This window comes from Nocardia amamiensis NBRC 102102, assembly GCF_001612745.1.
GTDB classification, from domain to species: Bacteria; Actinomycetota; Actinomycetes; order Mycobacteriales; family Mycobacteriaceae; genus Nocardia; species Nocardia amamiensis.
The window spans coordinates 1-17,005 of record NZ_BDBA01000086.1 but is presented as its reverse complement, the minus strand read 5'-3'; the positions used below and the strand labels follow the sequence as shown (position 1 = coordinate 17,005).

17 protein-coding genes and 1 pseudogene are annotated in these 17,005 nt (G+C 69.2%); 7 read left to right on the top strand and 11 right to left on the bottom strand.

Translation table 11 applies throughout. The features are described 5' to 3' along the window. The 9 genes from NA4_RS17670 to NA4_RS17630 form a co-directional block, all read right to left on the bottom strand. The coding region (locus tag NA4_RS17670) for an RRQRL motif-containing zinc-binding protein (RefSeq protein ID WP_281180028.1) at positions 1 to 301 on the bottom strand (301 nt) is incomplete at its 3' end. 39 nt (positions 302 to 340) lie between these two features. After that, entirely contained in the window at positions 341 to 3,301 is a 2,961-nt protein-coding gene (locus tag NA4_RS17665; RefSeq protein ID WP_067470827.1) for a hypothetical protein, read from the bottom strand. Beyond that, positions 3,298 to 4,992, bottom strand: coding sequence for a hypothetical protein (locus NA4_RS17660; RefSeq protein WP_157129101.1), 1,695 nt, complete (start codon positions 4,990 to 4,992; stop codon positions 3,298 to 3,300). The genes NA4_RS17665 and NA4_RS17660 overlap by 4 nt, the downstream gene beginning before the upstream one ends. Next, positions 4,955 to 5,524 carry a DUF4913 domain-containing protein gene (locus NA4_RS17655; RefSeq protein WP_067470824.1) on the bottom strand — a complete coding sequence of 190 codons (570 nt, stop codon included), beginning with the start codon at positions 5,522 to 5,524 and terminating at the stop codon, positions 4,955 to 4,957. The genes NA4_RS17660 and NA4_RS17655 overlap by 38 nt, the downstream gene beginning before the upstream one ends. After that, positions 5,521 to 7,521, bottom strand: coding sequence for a type IV secretory system conjugative DNA transfer family protein (locus tag NA4_RS17650; RefSeq protein ID WP_067470822.1), 2,001 nt, complete (start codon positions 7,519 to 7,521; stop codon positions 5,521 to 5,523). Before NA4_RS17650 ends, NA4_RS17655 begins: the two co-directional genes overlap by 4 nt. Positions 7,522 to 7,524: 3 nt before the next feature. After that, entirely contained in the window at positions 7,525 to 7,785 is a 261-nt protein-coding gene (locus NA4_RS17645; RefSeq protein WP_084497186.1) for a hypothetical protein, read from the bottom strand. Further along, on the bottom strand, positions 7,782 to 7,958 hold the full coding sequence (locus NA4_RS17640; protein WP_157129100.1) for a hypothetical protein: 177 nt from the start codon (positions 7,956 to 7,958) through the stop codon (positions 7,782 to 7,784). The genes NA4_RS17645 and NA4_RS17640 overlap by 4 nt, the downstream gene beginning before the upstream one ends. A 20-nt stretch (positions 7,959 to 7,978) precedes the next feature. Continuing rightward, positions 7,979 to 8,314 (bottom strand): hypothetical protein, encoded by a 336-nt coding sequence (locus NA4_RS17635; protein ID WP_157129099.1) that lies wholly within the window; start codon positions 8,312 to 8,314, stop codon positions 7,979 to 7,981. After that, positions 8,311 to 8,637, bottom strand: a complete 327-nt coding sequence (locus NA4_RS17630; protein WP_067470817.1) for a hypothetical protein — start codon at positions 8,635 to 8,637, stop codon at positions 8,311 to 8,313. Before NA4_RS17630 ends, NA4_RS17635 begins: the two co-directional genes overlap by 4 nt. An 88-nt stretch (positions 8,638 to 8,725) precedes the next feature. Here NA4_RS17630 and NA4_RS17625 point away from each other — a divergent pair, with 88 nt between their 5' ends. The 5 genes from NA4_RS17625 (at position 8,726) to NA4_RS17610 (ending at position 12,909) form a co-directional block, all read left to right on the top strand. Continuing rightward, complete coding sequence (locus tag NA4_RS17625; protein WP_067470814.1) at positions 8,726 to 9,580, top strand: GntR family transcriptional regulator; 855 nt, start codon at positions 8,726 to 8,728, stop codon at positions 9,578 to 9,580. Between the two features lie 19 nt (positions 9,581 to 9,599). Then, a complete protein-coding gene (locus NA4_RS41420; RefSeq protein WP_169811059.1) occupies positions 9,600 to 9,830 on the top strand; it encodes a hypothetical protein in 231 nt (76 codons plus the stop codon). A 44-nt stretch (positions 9,831 to 9,874) separates the two neighbouring features. After that, positions 9,875 to 10,522, top strand: coding sequence for a histone deacetylase (locus NA4_RS17620; protein WP_218022313.1), 648 nt, complete (start codon positions 9,875 to 9,877; stop codon positions 10,520 to 10,522). 86 nt (positions 10,523 to 10,608) lie between these two features. Next, positions 10,609 to 10,815 (top strand): hypothetical protein, encoded by a 207-nt coding sequence (locus NA4_RS17615; RefSeq protein ID WP_067470811.1) that lies wholly within the window; start codon positions 10,609 to 10,611, stop codon positions 10,813 to 10,815. A 198-nt stretch (positions 10,816 to 11,013) separates the two neighbouring features. Continuing rightward, on the top strand, positions 11,014 to 12,909 hold the full coding sequence (locus NA4_RS17610; RefSeq protein WP_067470809.1) for a hypothetical protein: 1,896 nt from the start codon (positions 11,014 to 11,016) through the stop codon (positions 12,907 to 12,909). Between the two features lie 42 nt (positions 12,910 to 12,951). Here the strand turns inward: NA4_RS17610 and NA4_RS17605 are convergent, their stop codons facing one another. Continuing rightward, on the bottom strand, positions 12,952 to 13,911 hold the full coding sequence (locus NA4_RS17605; RefSeq protein ID WP_084497185.1) for a ParB/RepB/Spo0J family partition protein: 960 nt from the start codon (positions 13,909 to 13,911) through the stop codon (positions 12,952 to 12,954). Next, positions 13,911 to 14,630 (bottom strand): ParA family protein, encoded by a 720-nt coding sequence (locus tag NA4_RS17600; protein WP_067470805.1) that lies wholly within the window; start codon positions 14,628 to 14,630, stop codon positions 13,911 to 13,913. The genes NA4_RS17605 and NA4_RS17600 overlap by 1 nt, the downstream gene beginning before the upstream one ends. Before the next feature lie 387 nt (positions 14,631 to 15,017). On the opposite strand from NA4_RS17600, the gene NA4_RS17595 reads away from it, so the two are divergent. Both NA4_RS17595 and NA4_RS17590 read left to right on the top strand, forming a co-directional pair. After that, on the top strand, positions 15,018 to 16,421 hold the full coding sequence (locus NA4_RS17595) for a coiled-coil domain-containing protein (RefSeq protein WP_084497184.1): 1,404 nt from the start codon (positions 15,018 to 15,020) through the stop codon (positions 16,419 to 16,421). Further along, positions 16,421 to 17,005: pseudogene (locus NA4_RS17590) on the top strand (hypothetical protein); the annotation flags it as partial. The gene NA4_RS17595 and the pseudogene NA4_RS17590, both read left to right, overlap by 1 nt.

Below are 17,005 nucleotides of genomic sequence, written 5' to 3'. Positions count from 1 at the left end.
CCCCCTGATGTTCGGCGGCGCGGGCCTGATGTTCGGCGGTGGCTTTGCGGATAGCGTCCAGCTGCGCGGGGCTGGCGGTGCGTTTCGGCGCCGCTTTGGCCAGGTCGAACAGGTGCGCCACCAGTGGTTTTCGGCCGCGTCGGCGCTTGCGGACCATGAATGCTGCGATGTCTTGCCCGTTGGGGCGAAGACCCGCCGCCCGAAGCTGACGGCGGGTCTTCAGATGCGCGGGTGCGGCCAACCACGGATAGGTCGGCACGCCCGCGTCATCAGCGCTGGTGGTGGTGTCCCCCTTGGTCACAACCCACCTCGTTCAACGACGCGAGCCCTGCAGGGGGCCTCACGACCGTCCTTGGCCGCGTTTGCGCCCGAGGTTCACGCCCGCGCCTTGGGCGGTGCGGCGGGCCTTCGGCGCCTCACCCGGGGCGGTGGCCGCGCCGCCGGGGCGGGCTTGGGCGAGGTCGGTCAGCAGCAGCGCGGTGGCGGATTCGCGGTCGACACCGAGCGCGGCCAGCTCCTCCACCAGCTGCTCACGACGGGACTGGCTGTCCCACTCCGGGACATCCGCCCGCGACTTGGCCTGCTCGGACTTCTGCCGCCGCACGGTCGCAGCCGCCGCGACCGACTCGGTCTCCAACCGCGTGGTGACCGCCGTGATCTGCTGACGCGCTTCGCGATCGGTCACCCCAACCTGATCCAGCGCATCCGACAGGGCGCGACGGTGCGAGACCAGCGCATCCGGTTGGACCTCGCCATTGACGAACGCGCTGGTGGTGTCACGCGTCAAGCGGTTGATGGCGTTCCACACCGGTTCGTACTTCTGCGCCTGACCGTCCTCGACCTGGTGCCCAGCGGCCGCTAGCGCCGCCACCACCGCCGCGCGGGTCTCCTCGGCGCGGCGCTGCGCTTCCTGCCGTGCCTCGGTGCGGCGGATCCGGTAGGCCGACTCCTTATCCGCCCACACGGTTTTCGGTTCCGGACCGATACCGGGGGCTGCGGCATCGGCGAGCGCGAGTTTGATGGCGTCGCGTTCGATCGGGGCCAAACCGGAGCCCTTCGCCCTGGCGGCGGCCTCGATCTCCTCCCGCAACTTGGCGGCCTTGGCCTGATCCGCCTCCATCTGCGACCGGGCCGCCTGCACGTAATCGGCGATCTTCTGCCCCAACGCGTCCTTGTCGACCGCGCCCGGCCACAACGGCGGAAACTCCTGCCCCGGTGCGGCTTTGATCGCCTTGCCGCGGGCCCGTGCGGTGTCGCGGTCGGCCTCCGGGAGTTCGGCCACCAGCCGGGTCAGCTCCGCGACGATCTGGCTGGTGTCCGCGCCGCGCGCCAACCGCGCCTGGTACTCGCTCAACGCGACGTCCATCTTCGCGCGGGTATCGGAATCGGCACCCCAGTTGGCTTCACCGATCGCCGCCCGCGGATCCGTGGTCAGGTAGTCGAGTGCGAACAGCACCTTGTCCTGGGCTGCCTGGTCGGCTTCGGCGAGCAGGAACCGCACCCGGGCGCGTGCGGCCTCCTGTGTGGCCTCCACACCTGGTGCGGGTGGGGTCGAGCTGCGCCGCATACCCAGCGATTTCGCTGCCGCGTGCGTGTATTCCTCGATCGCGGCGTACACGGCTTTGCGCTGGTCGTCGTTCAGGTTGGGAATCTCGGCGGTGGCGTTGATCGCGTACTTCTGCGCTAACCGCGCCCGATCCAGGCTCGCGCCATCGGAGTAGGCGTTGTGCACCATCCGCTCGACCGCGTCCGGGTCGGCACCACGAGACAACTCGTCGACATCGACGTTCCAGCGGTCCCGCAGCCCGGCGGCGAGGGTTTGGCGGACCTGCTCGGCTTTCGCGTCGTGGGCGCTCCATGAGGTGGCCTCGTACCAGGCTTCGACGACGTCGTCGGCGGAGGCGATCTTCCACCAGTTGTCCGACCCGACACCATCCAAACTGGCGTGCATCGCTTTGCGTTCGGCCTCGTGCCGCTTCTGCGCCAGCTCCGCCTCGGCGGCGGCCTGACGCGCCGCGAACTCCAGGCTGCGCTGACGCCGCAGCGCGGCAGCCTGGGCCCACTGGGTCATCATGGTCAGCAGCATCCGGGTGAATACCGCCATATCGCGGGCGGCGTGGTCGATGTCTGCGGCGTGCTCGCTCACAGGGGTCTCCTCTTCAAAAGGGTTGATGTCGTCGTCGGCCGGATCCGGCGGCGGCTCATGCTCGTAGTCGGGGTTGTGCTCCGGCTCCGCCTCCGGAGCGCTGCGCTGCGGCTGGGGCGGCTCGGGAGAGCGCTGGGTTTGATGCAGGTGGCCGGCGGGCGGAGCGCTCAGCGCGCCCGCCAGGACCGAGGCATCGACGCGGATGAACTCGTCGAGCTCCACGCCGTGCCCGGCGTCGATGTGGTCGGACAGGTCCTTGCCGGTCGCGGCCTCCACGACCAGCAGCTCCCCCACGCGGCCGGTCAGCATCTGCGCCACTCGCGCGGCGTGCCGGTAACCGGGTCCGTCCTTGTCAGCGACGATCACCACCCGCGCGGCGCCGCGCAGCTGGTGAGCGTGTTCCGGGCGAAACGAGCCCGCGCCCATCGCATTACAGGTCGTGACCAGGCCCGCGCCACGGCCGCGGTCAGCGTCCTTCTCGCCCTCGACCAGCCAGATGGTCTCGCCATCTGCGACGGCCTCCCGGACGGCGGGAAGCTGGTAGAGCACGGGCGCGAATCCGCCTCCGGACCAACGGCCCCCGGCGTCGCACTTGCGCTGCCGGAACAGCTTTTCGATGCCGTGCTCGTGCGGGATATGCACGCGCACAACCTCACCCAGCGGGTTGCCCCGCTCATCGGTGTAGGCGTAGATCGCGGCCTCCCGCCGCGGACCAGTCACCTTCCCGAGCCGGTCACGACGAGACTGGAACGCGACGACATTGCCGCCCTCACGGTCCGGGCCCTGCTGCCGGTTCGGGCGCTGGCCGCCCTGGCGGGCCTGCCCCGCCTGCGGGGAGCGGTGCCGGAAACCGCGTCGCGGGGCGTCGAACAGATCCCGGACACTCAAACCGATGGCGTGCAGGACTTCCTCGTCGGTGCACTCGCCGGTGAAGCAGCGCACCGTGGTGCGGCTCTTCTCGGCGTCGTAGATCAGCCCGAGGCTGGGGTTGTGGTCGTCGTGCGACGGGCACCGGTATTTGGTCCACTCCCCGTACGACGACGCCGGGCCAGGCTTGCGGCCGTTCGCGGCGGCGAATGCGTCCAGGGCTGCGGTGATGCGATCGAACGACGGCCGTGCAGCCGCGGCCGCCGTCCTCGGGTCCGGTGTGCTCACCGGGGTACCCCTCGATCGCTTCTGCCGCCGCCGAGGACCTGGGTCCACGGGCGCCACCACGGCTGCGAGGGCTCCACGGCTTGGGTGTTCACCGGCACCGGGAACTCCAGCGCCACACCCGGCGGAACCTGCGTGAACTGCTGGGCGGCGGAGGAGTTGACCGTGGCCCGCAGCTGGGCGAGCTCATCCCTGAGGTGGGTGTATTCCTGGCGCAGGCTCTGCCACTCTCGCAGCTGCCCGTGCGCGGTCGCGACGATTGCGGTGACCAACTCGTCGTGGCCCGCGCCCGCCAGCAACTGCGCCGCCAGAGCCGGGTTGTCGATGATCCGCTCGGCCGCGATCGCCGCGTCCGTCTGCCGCCATTCCCGCGAGTTCCAGTCCGGCTCAACCGAATCCGCTACTCGCGCGTGCTGTGCGCCGGGCCCGGCCACGGAATGGTCGAGGGCTTCGTGGCGCAGCTCGGCGACCTGGGTGGTCATCAGGTCCTGTTCGACGGCTGCCGTGTTGTCCTGCGCGCTGGCCGCGTGCACGGTGCGGTTGCGGGCGGTCATCCATTCCCGGTAGGCGTCCGGTTCGGTGACCAGCTGCCAGGCGCGGTTGTCGCGCACGATGTCGGCGTTGTACTCACCGGAGGCCAGGGACGCGACCACCCGTTCGGCGCGTCCGGCCTCCGAGACGGTCAGCACGTCGGCGGCGCGGGCGGTGACCAGGATGGACTCCGCCGCCTCGACGAACCGCAGCTCCCCTCGGTCGAGCAGATCGCGGGGCCGGGTGAGCAGGGTCTGTTCCATGAAAGGGTCGGCGGCCGCGCACAGTTGCGCGAATGCCTGCTCCACCCCGTTGCGGGTGAGCAGCTGGTAGTCGCCCGGGTGCAGGCTGTCCGGACGGAACGGGCGCAGCCCAGCGGCGTCGACGAACTCGCCTGCATCGTTGGTCCAGCCGCTGCGGTCGCTGGTCAGATGCCCCACGATGCGCACCGCACGCGAGGTCAACCACGCCTGGTAGGCATCAGGGTCGGTGGCCAGTTGCCAGGTGTCCTCTCCCGCCAGACCCCGCGCGTCCTCGAAGTTCGCCAACGCCGCCACCAGCCGATCCAGCCGCGCCGCTTCGCCAGCGGTGACGACGTCGCTGCTGCGGATGGTGGAGACGACGGCGTCGGTCAGCTCGCGCAGGTAGCTTTCCCAGCGCGCGGCGCCACCTTCGGCCTGGTCGGGGTCGGTGCCGACGTACTCGACCAGCTCGTCGACCGTGGCGCGCAGCCCCTCCCGGCTGAGGGAGAAGTCGTGACCGCTGGCCTGGATCCGGCGCAGCCAGATCGCGTCGGGGAAATCCGTTGCGGGCGCGAAGTTCTCGACCCACGCTCCGGGGTCGGCGGTGGGGTTCTCGGTTTGTGCGGTCATCCACGCCTCGTACAGCTCCGCGTCCGCGACTCGCTCCCAGGCGTAGGCCGAGTCCGCGCCGTCGAGCAGCTCGGTGACCACCACCTCCGCGCGAGCGGCCTCATCGGCGTGCAGGACCTGACCGGCCCGCACCGCGGTGAGGATCTGCTCGCCGAGCCCGAGCGCGGCATCGTCGATCGCGTCGCGGGTGCGGCGCGACAGGTCGTGGATTGCGTCGATCAGCTCGGCCCTGCTCGGCATCGGCGGCATGGCGTCAGCGGCCTGTGAGGCGGGCGAAAAGGCGTCCGACATGGGTTGTCCTCCCTGAGGTTGTGGTGGAGACAGCCCCGGCCTCTGTGAAGGCCGGGGACGACAGGACCGCGCCGGGCGACGCCAGCGGCAGCGGCTTGAGCTGGCCGTTGATGAAATGGCCGCGTACGGAGCAGAACTTGAAGGTCCCGGCGGGGTCCATGAGCCGGGTCATGTGCGGGTGGCAGTGATCGCGCCACCACACCGAGATGCCGGTCTTGCCGTCGAGGCGGTAGTGCTCCCACGCCCGCCACATCGCCTCGAACGTCGAGCACGCCTCCGGGTGCTTGAGCCACCACGGGCACCACGCGTTGGAGGTGACGTCGTCGGAGACCTCCCGCGCGTACATCGGCGCCAACCAATGCGTCACCCACTCGATGTGGTTGGGGAACAGCGGCGGAGGCGGCTCGTCGCCGCCCTTGCCGTCCGCGCCGGACTGCCCGGCCGGGGCCGGGTCGGCGGCTTCTATCTCGTCGACCTTCGCCAGCACCTGCGCCTGGAACAGGTCCTCGCCGTCGTCAGGGAACTGGCTCACGCCGCTCCCTCCTCTCGGCTCTGGGCGCCGTCGACCGACGGCTGTTGGACGGGGAAGAGCGCGGCCGCGGACTTGGCGGCCGCAGCGGCGGCGGCGTCGATGTCGGCCTGCACCCGGGCGCCGTAGGGGCGCTGCCAGAACGGAACCGCGACGCACAAGGTGGCGGGGAAACCGCTGCCGAACACGACCATCCGGCCGCGCGCCAGCGACTGCAGCTCCGAGACGGTGAGGGTCTGGCGTTCGGTGAGGCTGCGCGAAACGCTGCGACCAGAACTGGAGGTGGACACAGAGCCGGTCAGCTCGTTGTGCTGGCCGACCACTTCGGCGCGTTCCCGCAAGAACGGCACATCATCCAGGCCCGAACCCAGGACACGTACGTTCGCTGCGCCCCACAGCGCTTTCATGCCGCCTGCGCCCCAGCAGCGCTCACCCTGAGCCCAGGACTGCAACACGGTCATCACGACGATGCCGCGAGAACCAAAGTGGCTGTACAGCTTCGGAAGATCCCTCCAGCGCACCACGTTCGCGGCCTCGTCCAGCACCGCCATCAGCGGCGTCGGCAACCGGCCCCCATGGGCGATGCCACGCTGAACCGCGGACTCCAGCACCGCAGCGGTCAACGCGTTCAGGATCGGCCCGGCGCTGCCCGCGCCTTCCATGCTCAGCAGGTACAGCGTGTTGGAGTCTGATCCGGCGAACACGCGGTGGTCGAAGCGCCGGCGGTTCGCGCCGTGCTCGATCCACGGCCGCAACTCCGGCGACTTCAAGATCCGCGCCATCTTCCGGGCGGTACCGAACACACCGGAGCGCTGCTTCGGGTCTTCGTTGTACATAGCGAACAGACCCCGGGCGGCCAAGTGGTGGCCCGCGAGGTCGAGGATCCGGGCAGGCTCAGTATTCGTCTCGGCGGTCAGCCACTCCCACACCTGCGAGATCGGGCGATCCGCCAACGCCGCGGCGAGCAGCAACTGCGCGAGCAGATCCTCACCAGCCGGGTCGAAGAACGCATCCCGCTTGGCGTCCTGACCGTCGTCGCCGTCGGCGAAATGCCCCGCCAGCTGCGCGGCACGCTGCTCAGCACCCCACACCAGCTCCGGCTCGGCGTCCCGGTCGGGCATGTCGGCGGGCTCGTCGACAAACACCGGCCCGTCTTCGACCGCGCGCAGCGCGGCGGTGGGCTGCGGCAACTCGGGCCGCTGCTCCGGCGGGATCACATACGACAGCGGGTCCCAGCTCCACGGCTCCGTCCGACCGGCGATGCGCTGGGGATCGAACACGAAACAGTCGCCGACCTCCCTGCGCATCTGGATCGTCGCCGCGACTACATCGGCCTTGTTGCTGGTGGTTACCACCGTCCCGGGCGCCTCCAGCACGGCCGGGATCACCCGAGAAGTGGATTTGCCCTGGCGTGGACCCCAAATGTCGATGTGCAAGTCCTCGTAGCTGCCGAACAGCCACTGCCGCTCCTCGACCGAGACACCGATCGCCACCCCCGACCGCGCCGGAATCCGCAGATCAGCAGTGGCTTCCGCGTTCGGAAACGCCACCTTCAACCGCCGTGAGGCCTCCGCGACCACGCGGGCCGCCAACGGTGCCAGCGCCTTACCCCGCCCCATGAACTTCGCGCGGTCATCGACCGGCAGCCGCTCCACCTTCGGGCCCCGCCCGGCGCCGATGCGCTGCCAGCCCTTGGAGCACACCCACCGCCAGCCCCACGCCGAAACCCCTGCTGCCGCAAACGATCCCCCGGCCAGCACACACGCCGACGCGGTCGCAGCACCCGACCACACCACATCCTGCGTGATGGCCATGTGCGCGGCCAGCGACAGCGGGTTCCACGGAATGTTGTCCTGCTCGGGCCCGCCGAAAACCGGTGCCATCCGCAGCGACAGCGACGCCCCCAACGAGGTGGCGCCGATCGCGCTGACCGCGACCAGCTCCTTCCACTCCCCGCCAGCACCGGCACGCTGCGTCGGGTCCTTGATACGCCGATCCACTGATCAGCCCTGCCTTTCCACGTCGAACACGCGATCGGCCACAACGACGCGGGTAACGCCGTCATGGCCGTGAATGAGTTGGATGTCGGCCAGGCAGGACGCCTCGACCGTCGTGCGAACCGCACCGCGCCAGCGCATCGACACCGCGCCGTCAGGCCAGATCACGCCATCGGCGACCACACCCGTCCCGGAAAACCCGGTCACGTCGACGTCGCGGTGCAGCTGGAAAACCCGCACCCCCGAACCGATCTCGGTGTTCGTCACCGCGCGTCACCACCCGGAACCGCTGTGGTGGTGCGCAGGCTGCAGAACGGCTCGCACGGGCCCAGCGGGCGCGGCGTCGCCGGAGCCGAACCCTCATGCCCCGGGAATGCGGTCGTGACCAGCAGCAGCACAAGCACTCCGGCCGCAAGCACCGCCGCGAACGCAGCAGCCATGTGCCCGATCCCCGAGCGCATCACCGCTCCAGCCCCGTCGCTCGCTCAGCCGCAGCACCAGCGCGCATCGCGGCCAAACCCAGCGCTTCCGCCGTGGTCAGTCCCAGCGCGGCAGCCCACCGGCCGACCTCACGCTCCTGGCCCGTCGCGGTATTCACGGCCGCGACCTTCATCGCCGCGAGCGCCTGGTCCTTAGTCAGTTGACGGCCCGGCAGATAATCCACGGTCCACCGGCCCTCACCGACATAGCGGGCCATGTGGCCGGTCTGCTCGCTGGACATGACGTGCCGACCCACATGCACCGTCGCCACCGGACGAGTCGACACCGCCCGCGCGAGCAGCTGCGTAGCGTTCATCGCGACCACACCGCCCACTCAGCCGCCGTGGTCGGCCACTCCGACTGCATGCAGCGGATCACCGCGTCCAGCACGTCCAACCCGAGCGGACGCGCCTGACCGGCCAGCAGCTTCCACACCATCGCGGTGTTCGGGCTATCGACCCACAGCAGCTGATCCCACTCGGCCACGATTTCGGCCAACGTCAGGCCGGCCACCGCCTGCACCCCGTTGACCAGGAGATCCGGCGCGAACGAGAGCCGGAACACCCCCTCCGACACCTCACAGGCAACGTGATCCGACCGCGACGCGGTCAACCACTGCCCCTCTCGCTGGATTGCCATTACTCCCCTTTCGACCCTGATCTTGTAATGTCTGTCAGGTATGTAATGACTGTAATGACAAAGTCTGTGACAGGGCAATACCCTTGTCATGTCTGTCCTTACAGAGAAGATGGAGACCATGAGCAGGCGACCGAGATGGAAGATCGTTTACGACGATCTCCGCGAGCAGATCACCCGAGGTCAGCTCCAGCCCGGCGACAAGATCCCGGCTGAGCTGGATCTCGCGGAGCGGTACGACTTCAGTCGGCCGACGATCCGAGAGGCGATCCGGCGACTTGAGCAAGAGGGGTTACTCACCGCGGCAGTTGCAGGCATCGGCCGGACCGTACGTAGCCGCGACCTCATCACCTGGCATCTGACGAAGTTCGAACTCGGTGCCTACTCCGACGATCCGGTCAACCGAATCGACCAGTGGGAGGCCGACGCTCACTCGGAAGGGTGGGAGACACGCCAAGTCGTCGACAGCGTTCTGGAGCTGCCTGCTACCGCAGAGGTGGCCCGCTATCTGCAATGCCGACCCGGGACGCTTCTCCTGCGGCGGAGGAGACTGCGGTACGTCCAGAAGCCGCAGGTTCCAGAGCAATTGGCCATGATCGCGGACACTTGGACCCCGCTAGATATCGCCAACATGGAGATCGACGGCGTCGCCCCACTGCGGACTTCCGACAACGTCGTCTATCCCGGCGGCATCTACCGCGCGCTGGGCTTTCGGCAGGTGCAGTTCTCAGACGAAATCACTGTCCGAATGCCTGAACCCGACGAGGCCGCGCTGCTCGAGCAGCAGCCAGGCACACCCGTCGGGCAGCACGCCCGCGTCGGCATAGACGCCACTGGCCGCCGCGTTCGGGTCTTGCTCAGTGTCTTCAGTGGCGATGCTCTACGGCTCTGCTACGACCTCCGTGTTCCAGAGACCCGCCCCGCCAGCAACGGTCCGACAACCTAACCCAGGAAAGGAAATCCCTATGAACGACAACGGCGATCGGTACGACCCCACCGGTGAGGCCGCGATTTGGCAGGCCGCCTCCAGCTTGGTCGCAGGTATGAAAGACCCCGCGCTGAGCGAGGACTGGAACACCGCACTCGACCAGGCGGCCCGCGCCCTCGACAACGAAGCCCGCGGCATTCGCCAAGGGCCTGGCGGCATGTACTACCGGCCCATCTCCGGCGGCAACCACCAGCCGCTACGCGACTGACTCGCGCGAGTCTCTTTGCCCCTCAGCGACGAAAGGCCCCTCCTGTGACCCACGTGTGGTACGCCGCATACGGCTCGAATCTCCACGCCCGACGGCTGGCGTACTACATCGAGGGAGGAACACCACCGGGAACCGGGCACACCTATCCCGGATTTCGTGACCGCACGCCGCCGCTCAAGACCACGCCTCTGACCTTGCCCGGCAGCATCTACTTCGCCTGGCAGTCTCCGGTCTGGACCGGCGGCGTGGCTTTCTACGCGGACCAGCCCCAAGACAGCTGGGTGAAAGGCGCAGCAGCTCGGGGCTACCTGCTCACCTACCAACAGTTCAGCGACCTAGCCACCCAGGAGATGTACCGGATTCCCGGAGAGACACCGGATCTCGACGTGGCAGCGATCGTGGCCAACGGCAAGCTCCAGATCGGCCCCGGTCGATACGAGACCCTCGTCCATGTCGACGACGTGGACGGGTTTCCTGTCGTGACCTTTACCTCCCCCTGGGACACGGCCACTGTCGAGATCCGAAAGCCGTCAGTGCGCTACCTCGGAATGCTCGCGGCCGGCCTCTACGAGTCGCACAAGTGGGAGATCCCCGTGATCCTTACCTACCTCTCGAAACTGCCTGGTGTGGAAGGACACTGGGAGCCCGACGAACTACTCACTCTCGTCGAGGCGGCCGCCCAGATGCCGTGACCAACGCAATCCACACAAAGCGTGTGGATTGCCCTTCCGGCGCGCCTCCCGCACTGCAAGGTTGAAAACCTCTAGGAAGTAAGACCATGGCTCGAACCGCGAAGTTGCCCCCCACGAAAAAGGTCGGCATCGACCTGTCGCGCGAAGTTGTCGCTGCGATCGCTGACGAGGCGGCCGCGCGAGGAATCAACATCCGGGCGTTCTACGAGGTCGCGCTGCGGCGCGAGCTCGGGCTCCCGGCCTATCCAGGACTTCCCCCGACGTACGAGGAGGGCATGAAACTCTCGGCCTGACCCGCCCGGAGAACCCACCCGCCATAGTGCGGGCGTGACACCCCCAGAAATGGGTGAAGGCCCCCAGTTGCCGCTGGAAGGCCTTCGTTCGGACCCCGATACCCATAAAGGAATCCAACGCTTGTGGTAAGCGTGCATAAGCGTAGCAAGGGTGCGAATTCGCAACAAAGCATTGCGGCCGTCGACGACGGTCACAATTTGCGACCAGCACTCTTCCCGCTACCTGACACCGACACTGACGTTCCAGCTCCCGCCGACGCGGCCCGTGAGCTGGCCTGGGCGACTCTCGCCCCGCTGATCGCGGCGCGGCCGTCGATGCGGCTGATCGACCCCGCGACGAACACCACGAAGGGCACGCGGCGTCTGACGCGGCGTCCGCCGGCGGACCCGGCCGCGCTGCCGGTCTACGACCCCGCGCACCGCACACGGCTGGTGGCGCTGGATTTCGACTCCAAGCGCGGTGGGCCGGTCGCGGTGGCGCGGGACGCGGCCTACGCCAGGGCGTGGTTGCGTGCTTGCGGCGCGATCCCGGTGTCCGACCACAACCCCGGTAACCGCGGCCGCCACGTCCTCGCGTCGTTCGCGCCGGGCGAGACGCACAGTCGCGACGAGATCGAGCCGATTATGCGGCTGCTGGCCTCCCGGCTGCCCACGCTCGACATCGGCCTGATGCTCAACCCGAAAACCGGTGCGATCACCCCGCCCGGGTCGGCGACCCGCGACGGCGCGGTCCGCGAGCTGGACGGTCCGGTGGACGAGGCGGCGGCCGCGCTGCGCCAGGGCGCGGAACCGGGTCTGCTCGCGCGCCTGCGGGAGTACCTGGGTGTCGACCCGGACCCCACGCCCACGCCAGCAGCTGCCCCCGCGGAGCTGTCCGCGGATCTGTGGGAGGGCGTGGGCAGCGCTGCGCGGCTGCGTGGGCACTGGTGTTGGCATAGCCCTATCCCGGGCCATGTGGAGGCGTTCGCGGTCACCGGCGCCATGCCCGCCGACGGGCGCTGGCCCTCCCGGTCGGAGGCCCGTGCCAGCGTCCTGGCCGCGTGCGCGAAACGCGGCTGGAGCCTCGATGATGTGCGCGCCCGCCGCGACGACACATGGCGTGGCCTGGCCGGCGCGTACGCGCACTACCAGCGTCCCGACGAGGAGCTGGCCGCCGACTGGGACCGCGTCTGTACCCGCTGGATCACCCCGGGTGTATTAGTCCGGTCTCCCGAACACAGGACCATAGAGCTCACACCCCCCGAAGGTGCCTACGGCTCGAAATCTGCTCCGCTGCACAGCGATACCCACACGCGCTGGCTTGCCACAGCCCACGCTTGGGTCCACCAGACCTGGCCCGGTCAACAACACCGCTGGACTGTCATCGCTGTGCTGGACGCACTGGCCTATGCGGCGTTGGTAGCGGGCAAGGTCGGGCGGGACGGCACGCCACTGGTCGCGGTCGGCGTGCGCGCGCTCGCCGGTTTCGCCGGGATGCTGGCGGTCGGGACGGTTGCCGACGTGCTGGCGGACCTGCGGGAGCGGCCGGGTAGTCCGATCCTGCGGATCCGCCGCGCGGTCGGTCGGGAGGCGGACTGCTACAGCCTGGTCACCGCCTACAGCGGTCCGGAGCTGGACCAGGCCGTGGTGCCCGTGCCGTTCGACCGTGTGCAGCTGAGGCCGGTCCACGACGCGTGGCGGGTGCTGGGGCTACACCACCGCGCGGTCTACCAGCTGATCGTTGATACCGGCCTCACCAGCGTCGCCGACGTACTCGCGGCCGCGGGCGTCGGTCGCAGCAGCGGCTACGACACCCTCGCCGTCCTCGCCCAGGCCGGGCTCATCACGCGCGGCCGCGGCACCGTCTCCCCCGGCGAGATCACTCTCGACGACATCGCCGACGCCCACGGCCTGCACGAGGTGCGCGCCGAATACGTTGCCCGGATCCAGCGCCAGCGCGCCCAATGGCACGCCTGGCTGGAACTGCGGCACCAGATCCCCGCCGACCACGACGCCGACGCCGACCCGATCGTGCGGCTCGCGCCGTGGGACCTGGATCCTGGCCTAGACGAGGCGATTTGGGCCGCCCAGATAGCCGCTGGCCCACCAGAATGACGCTGTCACTACTCGCCTGGACCCGCGGTGTAGTCGCGCTGGTCACGCATCCCCGTTGAGGATGTGCAGGACTGCATCGAGAAGAGCTGGGTCGAGCTTGTCCCGCAGCACTTGGGCGACGTCGTCGGGTGTGCTGCTCTTGGGGATCTTCACCGCCGTGGTCGTGGAAAGACTCTTTCCATCCTCGACTTCACCTCCGGCGCCGGTCTCCGGCTCGGTGATGAGCTGGGCTGGGTCGTAGGGCTGGCCGAGTTCCAGCAGCGCACGCTGGTCATCAGCGGTGAGTACTGCGAGTTTGAGGGCCTTCTGCACTGGCATCGCCAGGTCCGACACCATGCCCTGGAACTCGGGGATCAGCTCCAGCAGCTGCAGGCGCTGGTTCACCTGGGTGTGGGAGATTCCCATCCGCTCGGCGAAGGCCCGCTTGCTCTCGCCGGTCATCGCGAGCACCGCGGCCATCTCGCCGGCCTCGCGGATCGGGTCGTAGGGCTTGCGGTGGTAGTTCTCAATGATGCCGCTTTCCTTGCTCAGCCTCGGATCAGCGAGCCGGTCGTTGCGGTGCAGCGGCAACCCGTCGACCTTCTTGTGCCGGGCGGTGGCAAGCCTGCGGTTGCCCATGATGACGACGAAGCGGACCTCGACGTCGAACTCGGCTTCGGGGTGGTGTTCCAGCCACGCCTGCCGGGAGCACACCGTCACCGCCTGCAGGATGCCGAACTCGTCGACCGTCGCCGCGAACGCGGCCAGCTCCGGATCCGCTTCCGGGTCGTACTCGCGCGCCCACCGCGGGTTGTCCGGCCGGTGCGCGAACGCCGACAGCGGAGCCCACGCATCGATCTGCGGGGCTGCGGGTGGGGGAGTAGTGCCCGTCCCGTCGGTCAGCGGCTCGCCTTGGGCAGCGGTGATCACGGCCGAGACGATGTCTGCGGTGTCGCTGTGCGCCGTGGACGCTAGGCCACCGGATCCACTGCGGCCCTTTTTCGGCCGTTGCGGCGCTGGCATCAGGCTGCCTCGTCCGCGCGCTGGCGGGCCAGGATCTCTTCAGCCAGGTCGTCGTACTCGCCGACATCGTCGGGGATGAGGCCGTAGAACTCGTCATAGGCGACGCCACGCGAGATCTCGGTGTCGAGCACGTCCAGCCCCAGCGCGTACGGAGTGTCTAGATCGAGTTCGCCGGTATCGCTGACCAGGTTCGAGGTGAGCGCTTCACGGGCATCTTTGGCCTTGCCCTTGTGCGCGGCCGGGCAGCGCGTCAGCAAGACACTGACCTCGAGCGGGGAGCCGGAGTCGTTGACCGCGACCGCGCTCTGATAGGTCGGCACCAGCCGTCGCAGCTCGGCGCGGAATGGGCCGACCGGGCAGATCAGCCAGTCCGCGTACAAGCAGCCGTGGGTGAAGTTCTCCGGCTGCTCACCGCCGGTATCAATGATCACGACGTCAGCGCCGGTCGAACGCTCGACCGTCCGGGCGTACTGCGACAGCGGCCCGTCGCTCTCATGCCAGATCGCAAGCTGGAACGGCACCCGGTCACCGACCCGCTCCGCCTCCTGAACCCAATCCGTGGCGCCGCGCGTGCGGGTGTCGGCACAGATGACGACCACCTTCAGGCCCCGGCGTGCCAGCGCGACCGCCGTCAGGATCGCACTGGTCGTCTTACCAGGGCCGCCCTTCAACGTCGAGAACAGGACTCGCAGGACTCGGCGTGTGTCTGCCGTCGTCATGGGCTGTGACTCCTAGCTAAGCCCCGGCCAGTGGAAAGGGTCTTTCCACCCGGGCCGGGTGCGGCGAATGGGAAGCGAGCACATCGCCCCGCGCCCTATCGGACAGGGCTGCGACCTGGCTCGATTCAGCCGAGACGATACCGCGCTGTGGGCGGCGAAGAGAACGACCACACCGGCCCATGAGGCGCTTCTCCCACTTGCGCAACCCGTCTCTCGGCGAAGCCCCTGGTCATCGAGCTCTTACCGCGGTGCGACCGACGAAGGCGTAACCGGCGGAGCGAGCCACCGCCTGTCGCCGAATCAGCAGAGGGGCAAATAACGTTCTTCTAAAACGTAAATATTCAACGTTAAAACGATGAACGAAAACAAATATGGTAGAATGGGTGAGTGACGAATTCAGAGACCGCCTCAGGGGAAACCGGGGGCGATGCTGCCGCTGAGCAGCGCGTATGCCAGTTCCCGGTCGCCTACGACACCGCGATCGGGGATTGGGTGGCGGCTGGCCACCCGCTGCCACCCGCCCCGCCAGGCCGGGGCCGCCGGTCGGACTATTGCGGGGAGTGGCATGTCGATCCGGACGGGGTGCGGCGGCGCCACGACCGTGCGACAGCGTTCCAACGTCGACGTGAGCTGCAACTCGAGGCCGCCGGCGGTGCCACACCGAAGGTCCAGCGTCCGGCGCCGCGACCGGTGACCTCAGCGCGGGCGAGCCTGTCCGAACTGTTGGCGCAGTGGGAGATGGTCACCACCGCCCACCGCCGCCAGCAGACCGAGCTGATCGACCGCGTCGCCGAGATCGTCGCCACCGCCGGCGATCCCGACGCCGCGGTTGCGGAGGTGACCCGTATCCGCGCCGAGACCCAAGCCGAGGTCGACGCCGCTCGCACCGCAGCGGCCGAGGCCGAGGCCGAGGCCATCACCGCCCGCCGCGAACGCGACCGCGCCCTGGAGGACAAGGAGCTGGCCGAGGGCGCAGCGCTGGACGCCCTCGCCGAGCGAGACGAACGCCTGGCCGAGGCTGACGCACGTATCGCTGAGCATCAGGCCGCGGTCGATGCCGCCCGCGGCGAGGCTCAGCAGGCGCGCAGCGATGCCGACACCCGAATCGCGGCAGCCGAGCAAGCCGCGAACGATCGCGCTGAGCAGGCCCAGCGGGACGCCGCCGACCGAGTCGCCGCGGCGCAGGCCGAGCGGGACGCGCGGATCGCCGAGTATCAGGCCCTCGTCGACGCCGCCCGCGCCGAGCTCGAACAGGTGCGCAGCGAATCGGCTTCCCGGATCGCCGCGGTGGAGGCAGAATCAGCCGAACGCATCGCCGCCACCGACCGCGCAGCAGCTGAGCGCATCGACCGCGTCGAGCACGATGCGGCCCTCCAGATCACCCAAGCCAACGACACCCGCGACGAAGCCGAGCAGGCCCGCGTCCGCGCCGAGTCCGCCCAAGCCGTCGCCGAGCAGGCCGCCACCGACGCCCGCGCCGAGGCCGACCGGCTGCGCACCGATCTCGCCCAGGTGCGCGAGCAGGCCCGCAGCGAACGAGAAGACCTGCGCGCCCAGGTCGACACCATCCGCGACGAGGCGAAGGCCCAGGCCGCCGCCGATCGCGCGGAGATCGGGCGCCTGCGTGTGGAGCTGACCAGCGCCCGCGCCGAAGCCCGCACCGATCGCGAGCAGCTGCGCAGCGACCACGCCGCCGAAATCGCCCGCATCCAAGCCGCCCACGAGACCCAGATCCAGGCCCTGCAACGCGCCCTCGACGCCGCCACCGCCACAGAGAAAGGCCCCCGCTGATGTTCTCCGACCCGGAATCGACGACCGCGACCGGCGACAAGAAGGTGCGTGTCACCACTGAGCGGGCCGCGACGCTGTTCACCGCGGCGATAGCCAGTGCGGTTGCCGCGCAGGGCATGTTCGTGTTCTTCAGCGAGGCGTTGGGTATGCCGACGCCGCTGCTGGTGCTGTGCTTCAGCTTCATCGAGCTCATGGTCGTCACAAGCGCGATGCGTGCCCGGCGCTCGCAGATCGACACCGGATCCGCCGGTGTCGACGGCATCGCGATGTGGGTGCTGACCATCATGTCCGGCGTGCTCGCCGCGACGCACGCCGATGATGTGGGCACGCTGCTGCTGCGGTTGATGGCGCCGCTGATCGCGGCGTGGGGCTGGGAGCGGTCGATGGCGTTGGAGCGCCGCCAGCTCACCGGCCAGTCCGGCGGCCTGAACTGGCGGTGGTCGCCGCAGCGGCTGCTGGTGCGGTGGGGGATCGCCGACCCGACCGACCGCACCAACATGGAGGTCGCCGTCGAGAACCGTCTCGCGGATCTGGCGCGGGCCGCGGACGCGGTCCGGCTCGCGCGCGCCACCGGCGGGCGCCGC

Excerpts from the sequence above, each read along its gene's own strand:
- NA4_RS17605 (WP_084497185.1), bottom strand. The coding sequence starts at position 13,911 with ATGCCAGCGCCGCAACGGCCGAAAAAGGGCCGCAGTGGATCCGGTGGC.
- NA4_RS17600 (WP_067470805.1), bottom strand. The coding sequence starts at position 14,630 with ATGACGACGGCAGACACACGCCGAGTCCTGCGAGTCCTGTTCTCGACG.
- NA4_RS17615 (WP_067470811.1), top strand. The coding sequence starts at position 10,609 with ATGGCTCGAACCGCGAAGTTGCCCCCCACGAAAAAGGTCGGCATCGAC.
- NA4_RS17630 (WP_067470817.1), bottom strand. The coding sequence starts at position 8,637 with ATGGCAATCCAGCGAGAGGGGCAGTGGTTGACCGCGTCGCGGTCGGAT.
- NA4_RS17660 (WP_157129101.1), bottom strand. The coding sequence starts at position 4,992 with ATGTCGGACGCCTTTTCGCCCGCCTCACAGGCCGCTGACGCCATGCCG.
- NA4_RS41420 (WP_169811059.1), top strand. The coding sequence starts at position 9,600 with ATGAACGACAACGGCGATCGGTACGACCCCACCGGTGAGGCCGCGATT.
- NA4_RS17635 (WP_157129099.1), bottom strand. The coding sequence starts at position 8,314 with ATGAACGCTACGCAGCTGCTCGCGCGGGCGGTGTCGACTCGTCCGGTG.
- NA4_RS17640 (WP_157129100.1), bottom strand. The coding sequence starts at position 7,958 with ATGGCTGCTGCGTTCGCGGCGGTGCTTGCGGCCGGAGTGCTTGTGCTG.
- NA4_RS17625 (WP_067470814.1), top strand. The coding sequence starts at position 8,726 with ATGTCTGTCCTTACAGAGAAGATGGAGACCATGAGCAGGCGACCGAGA.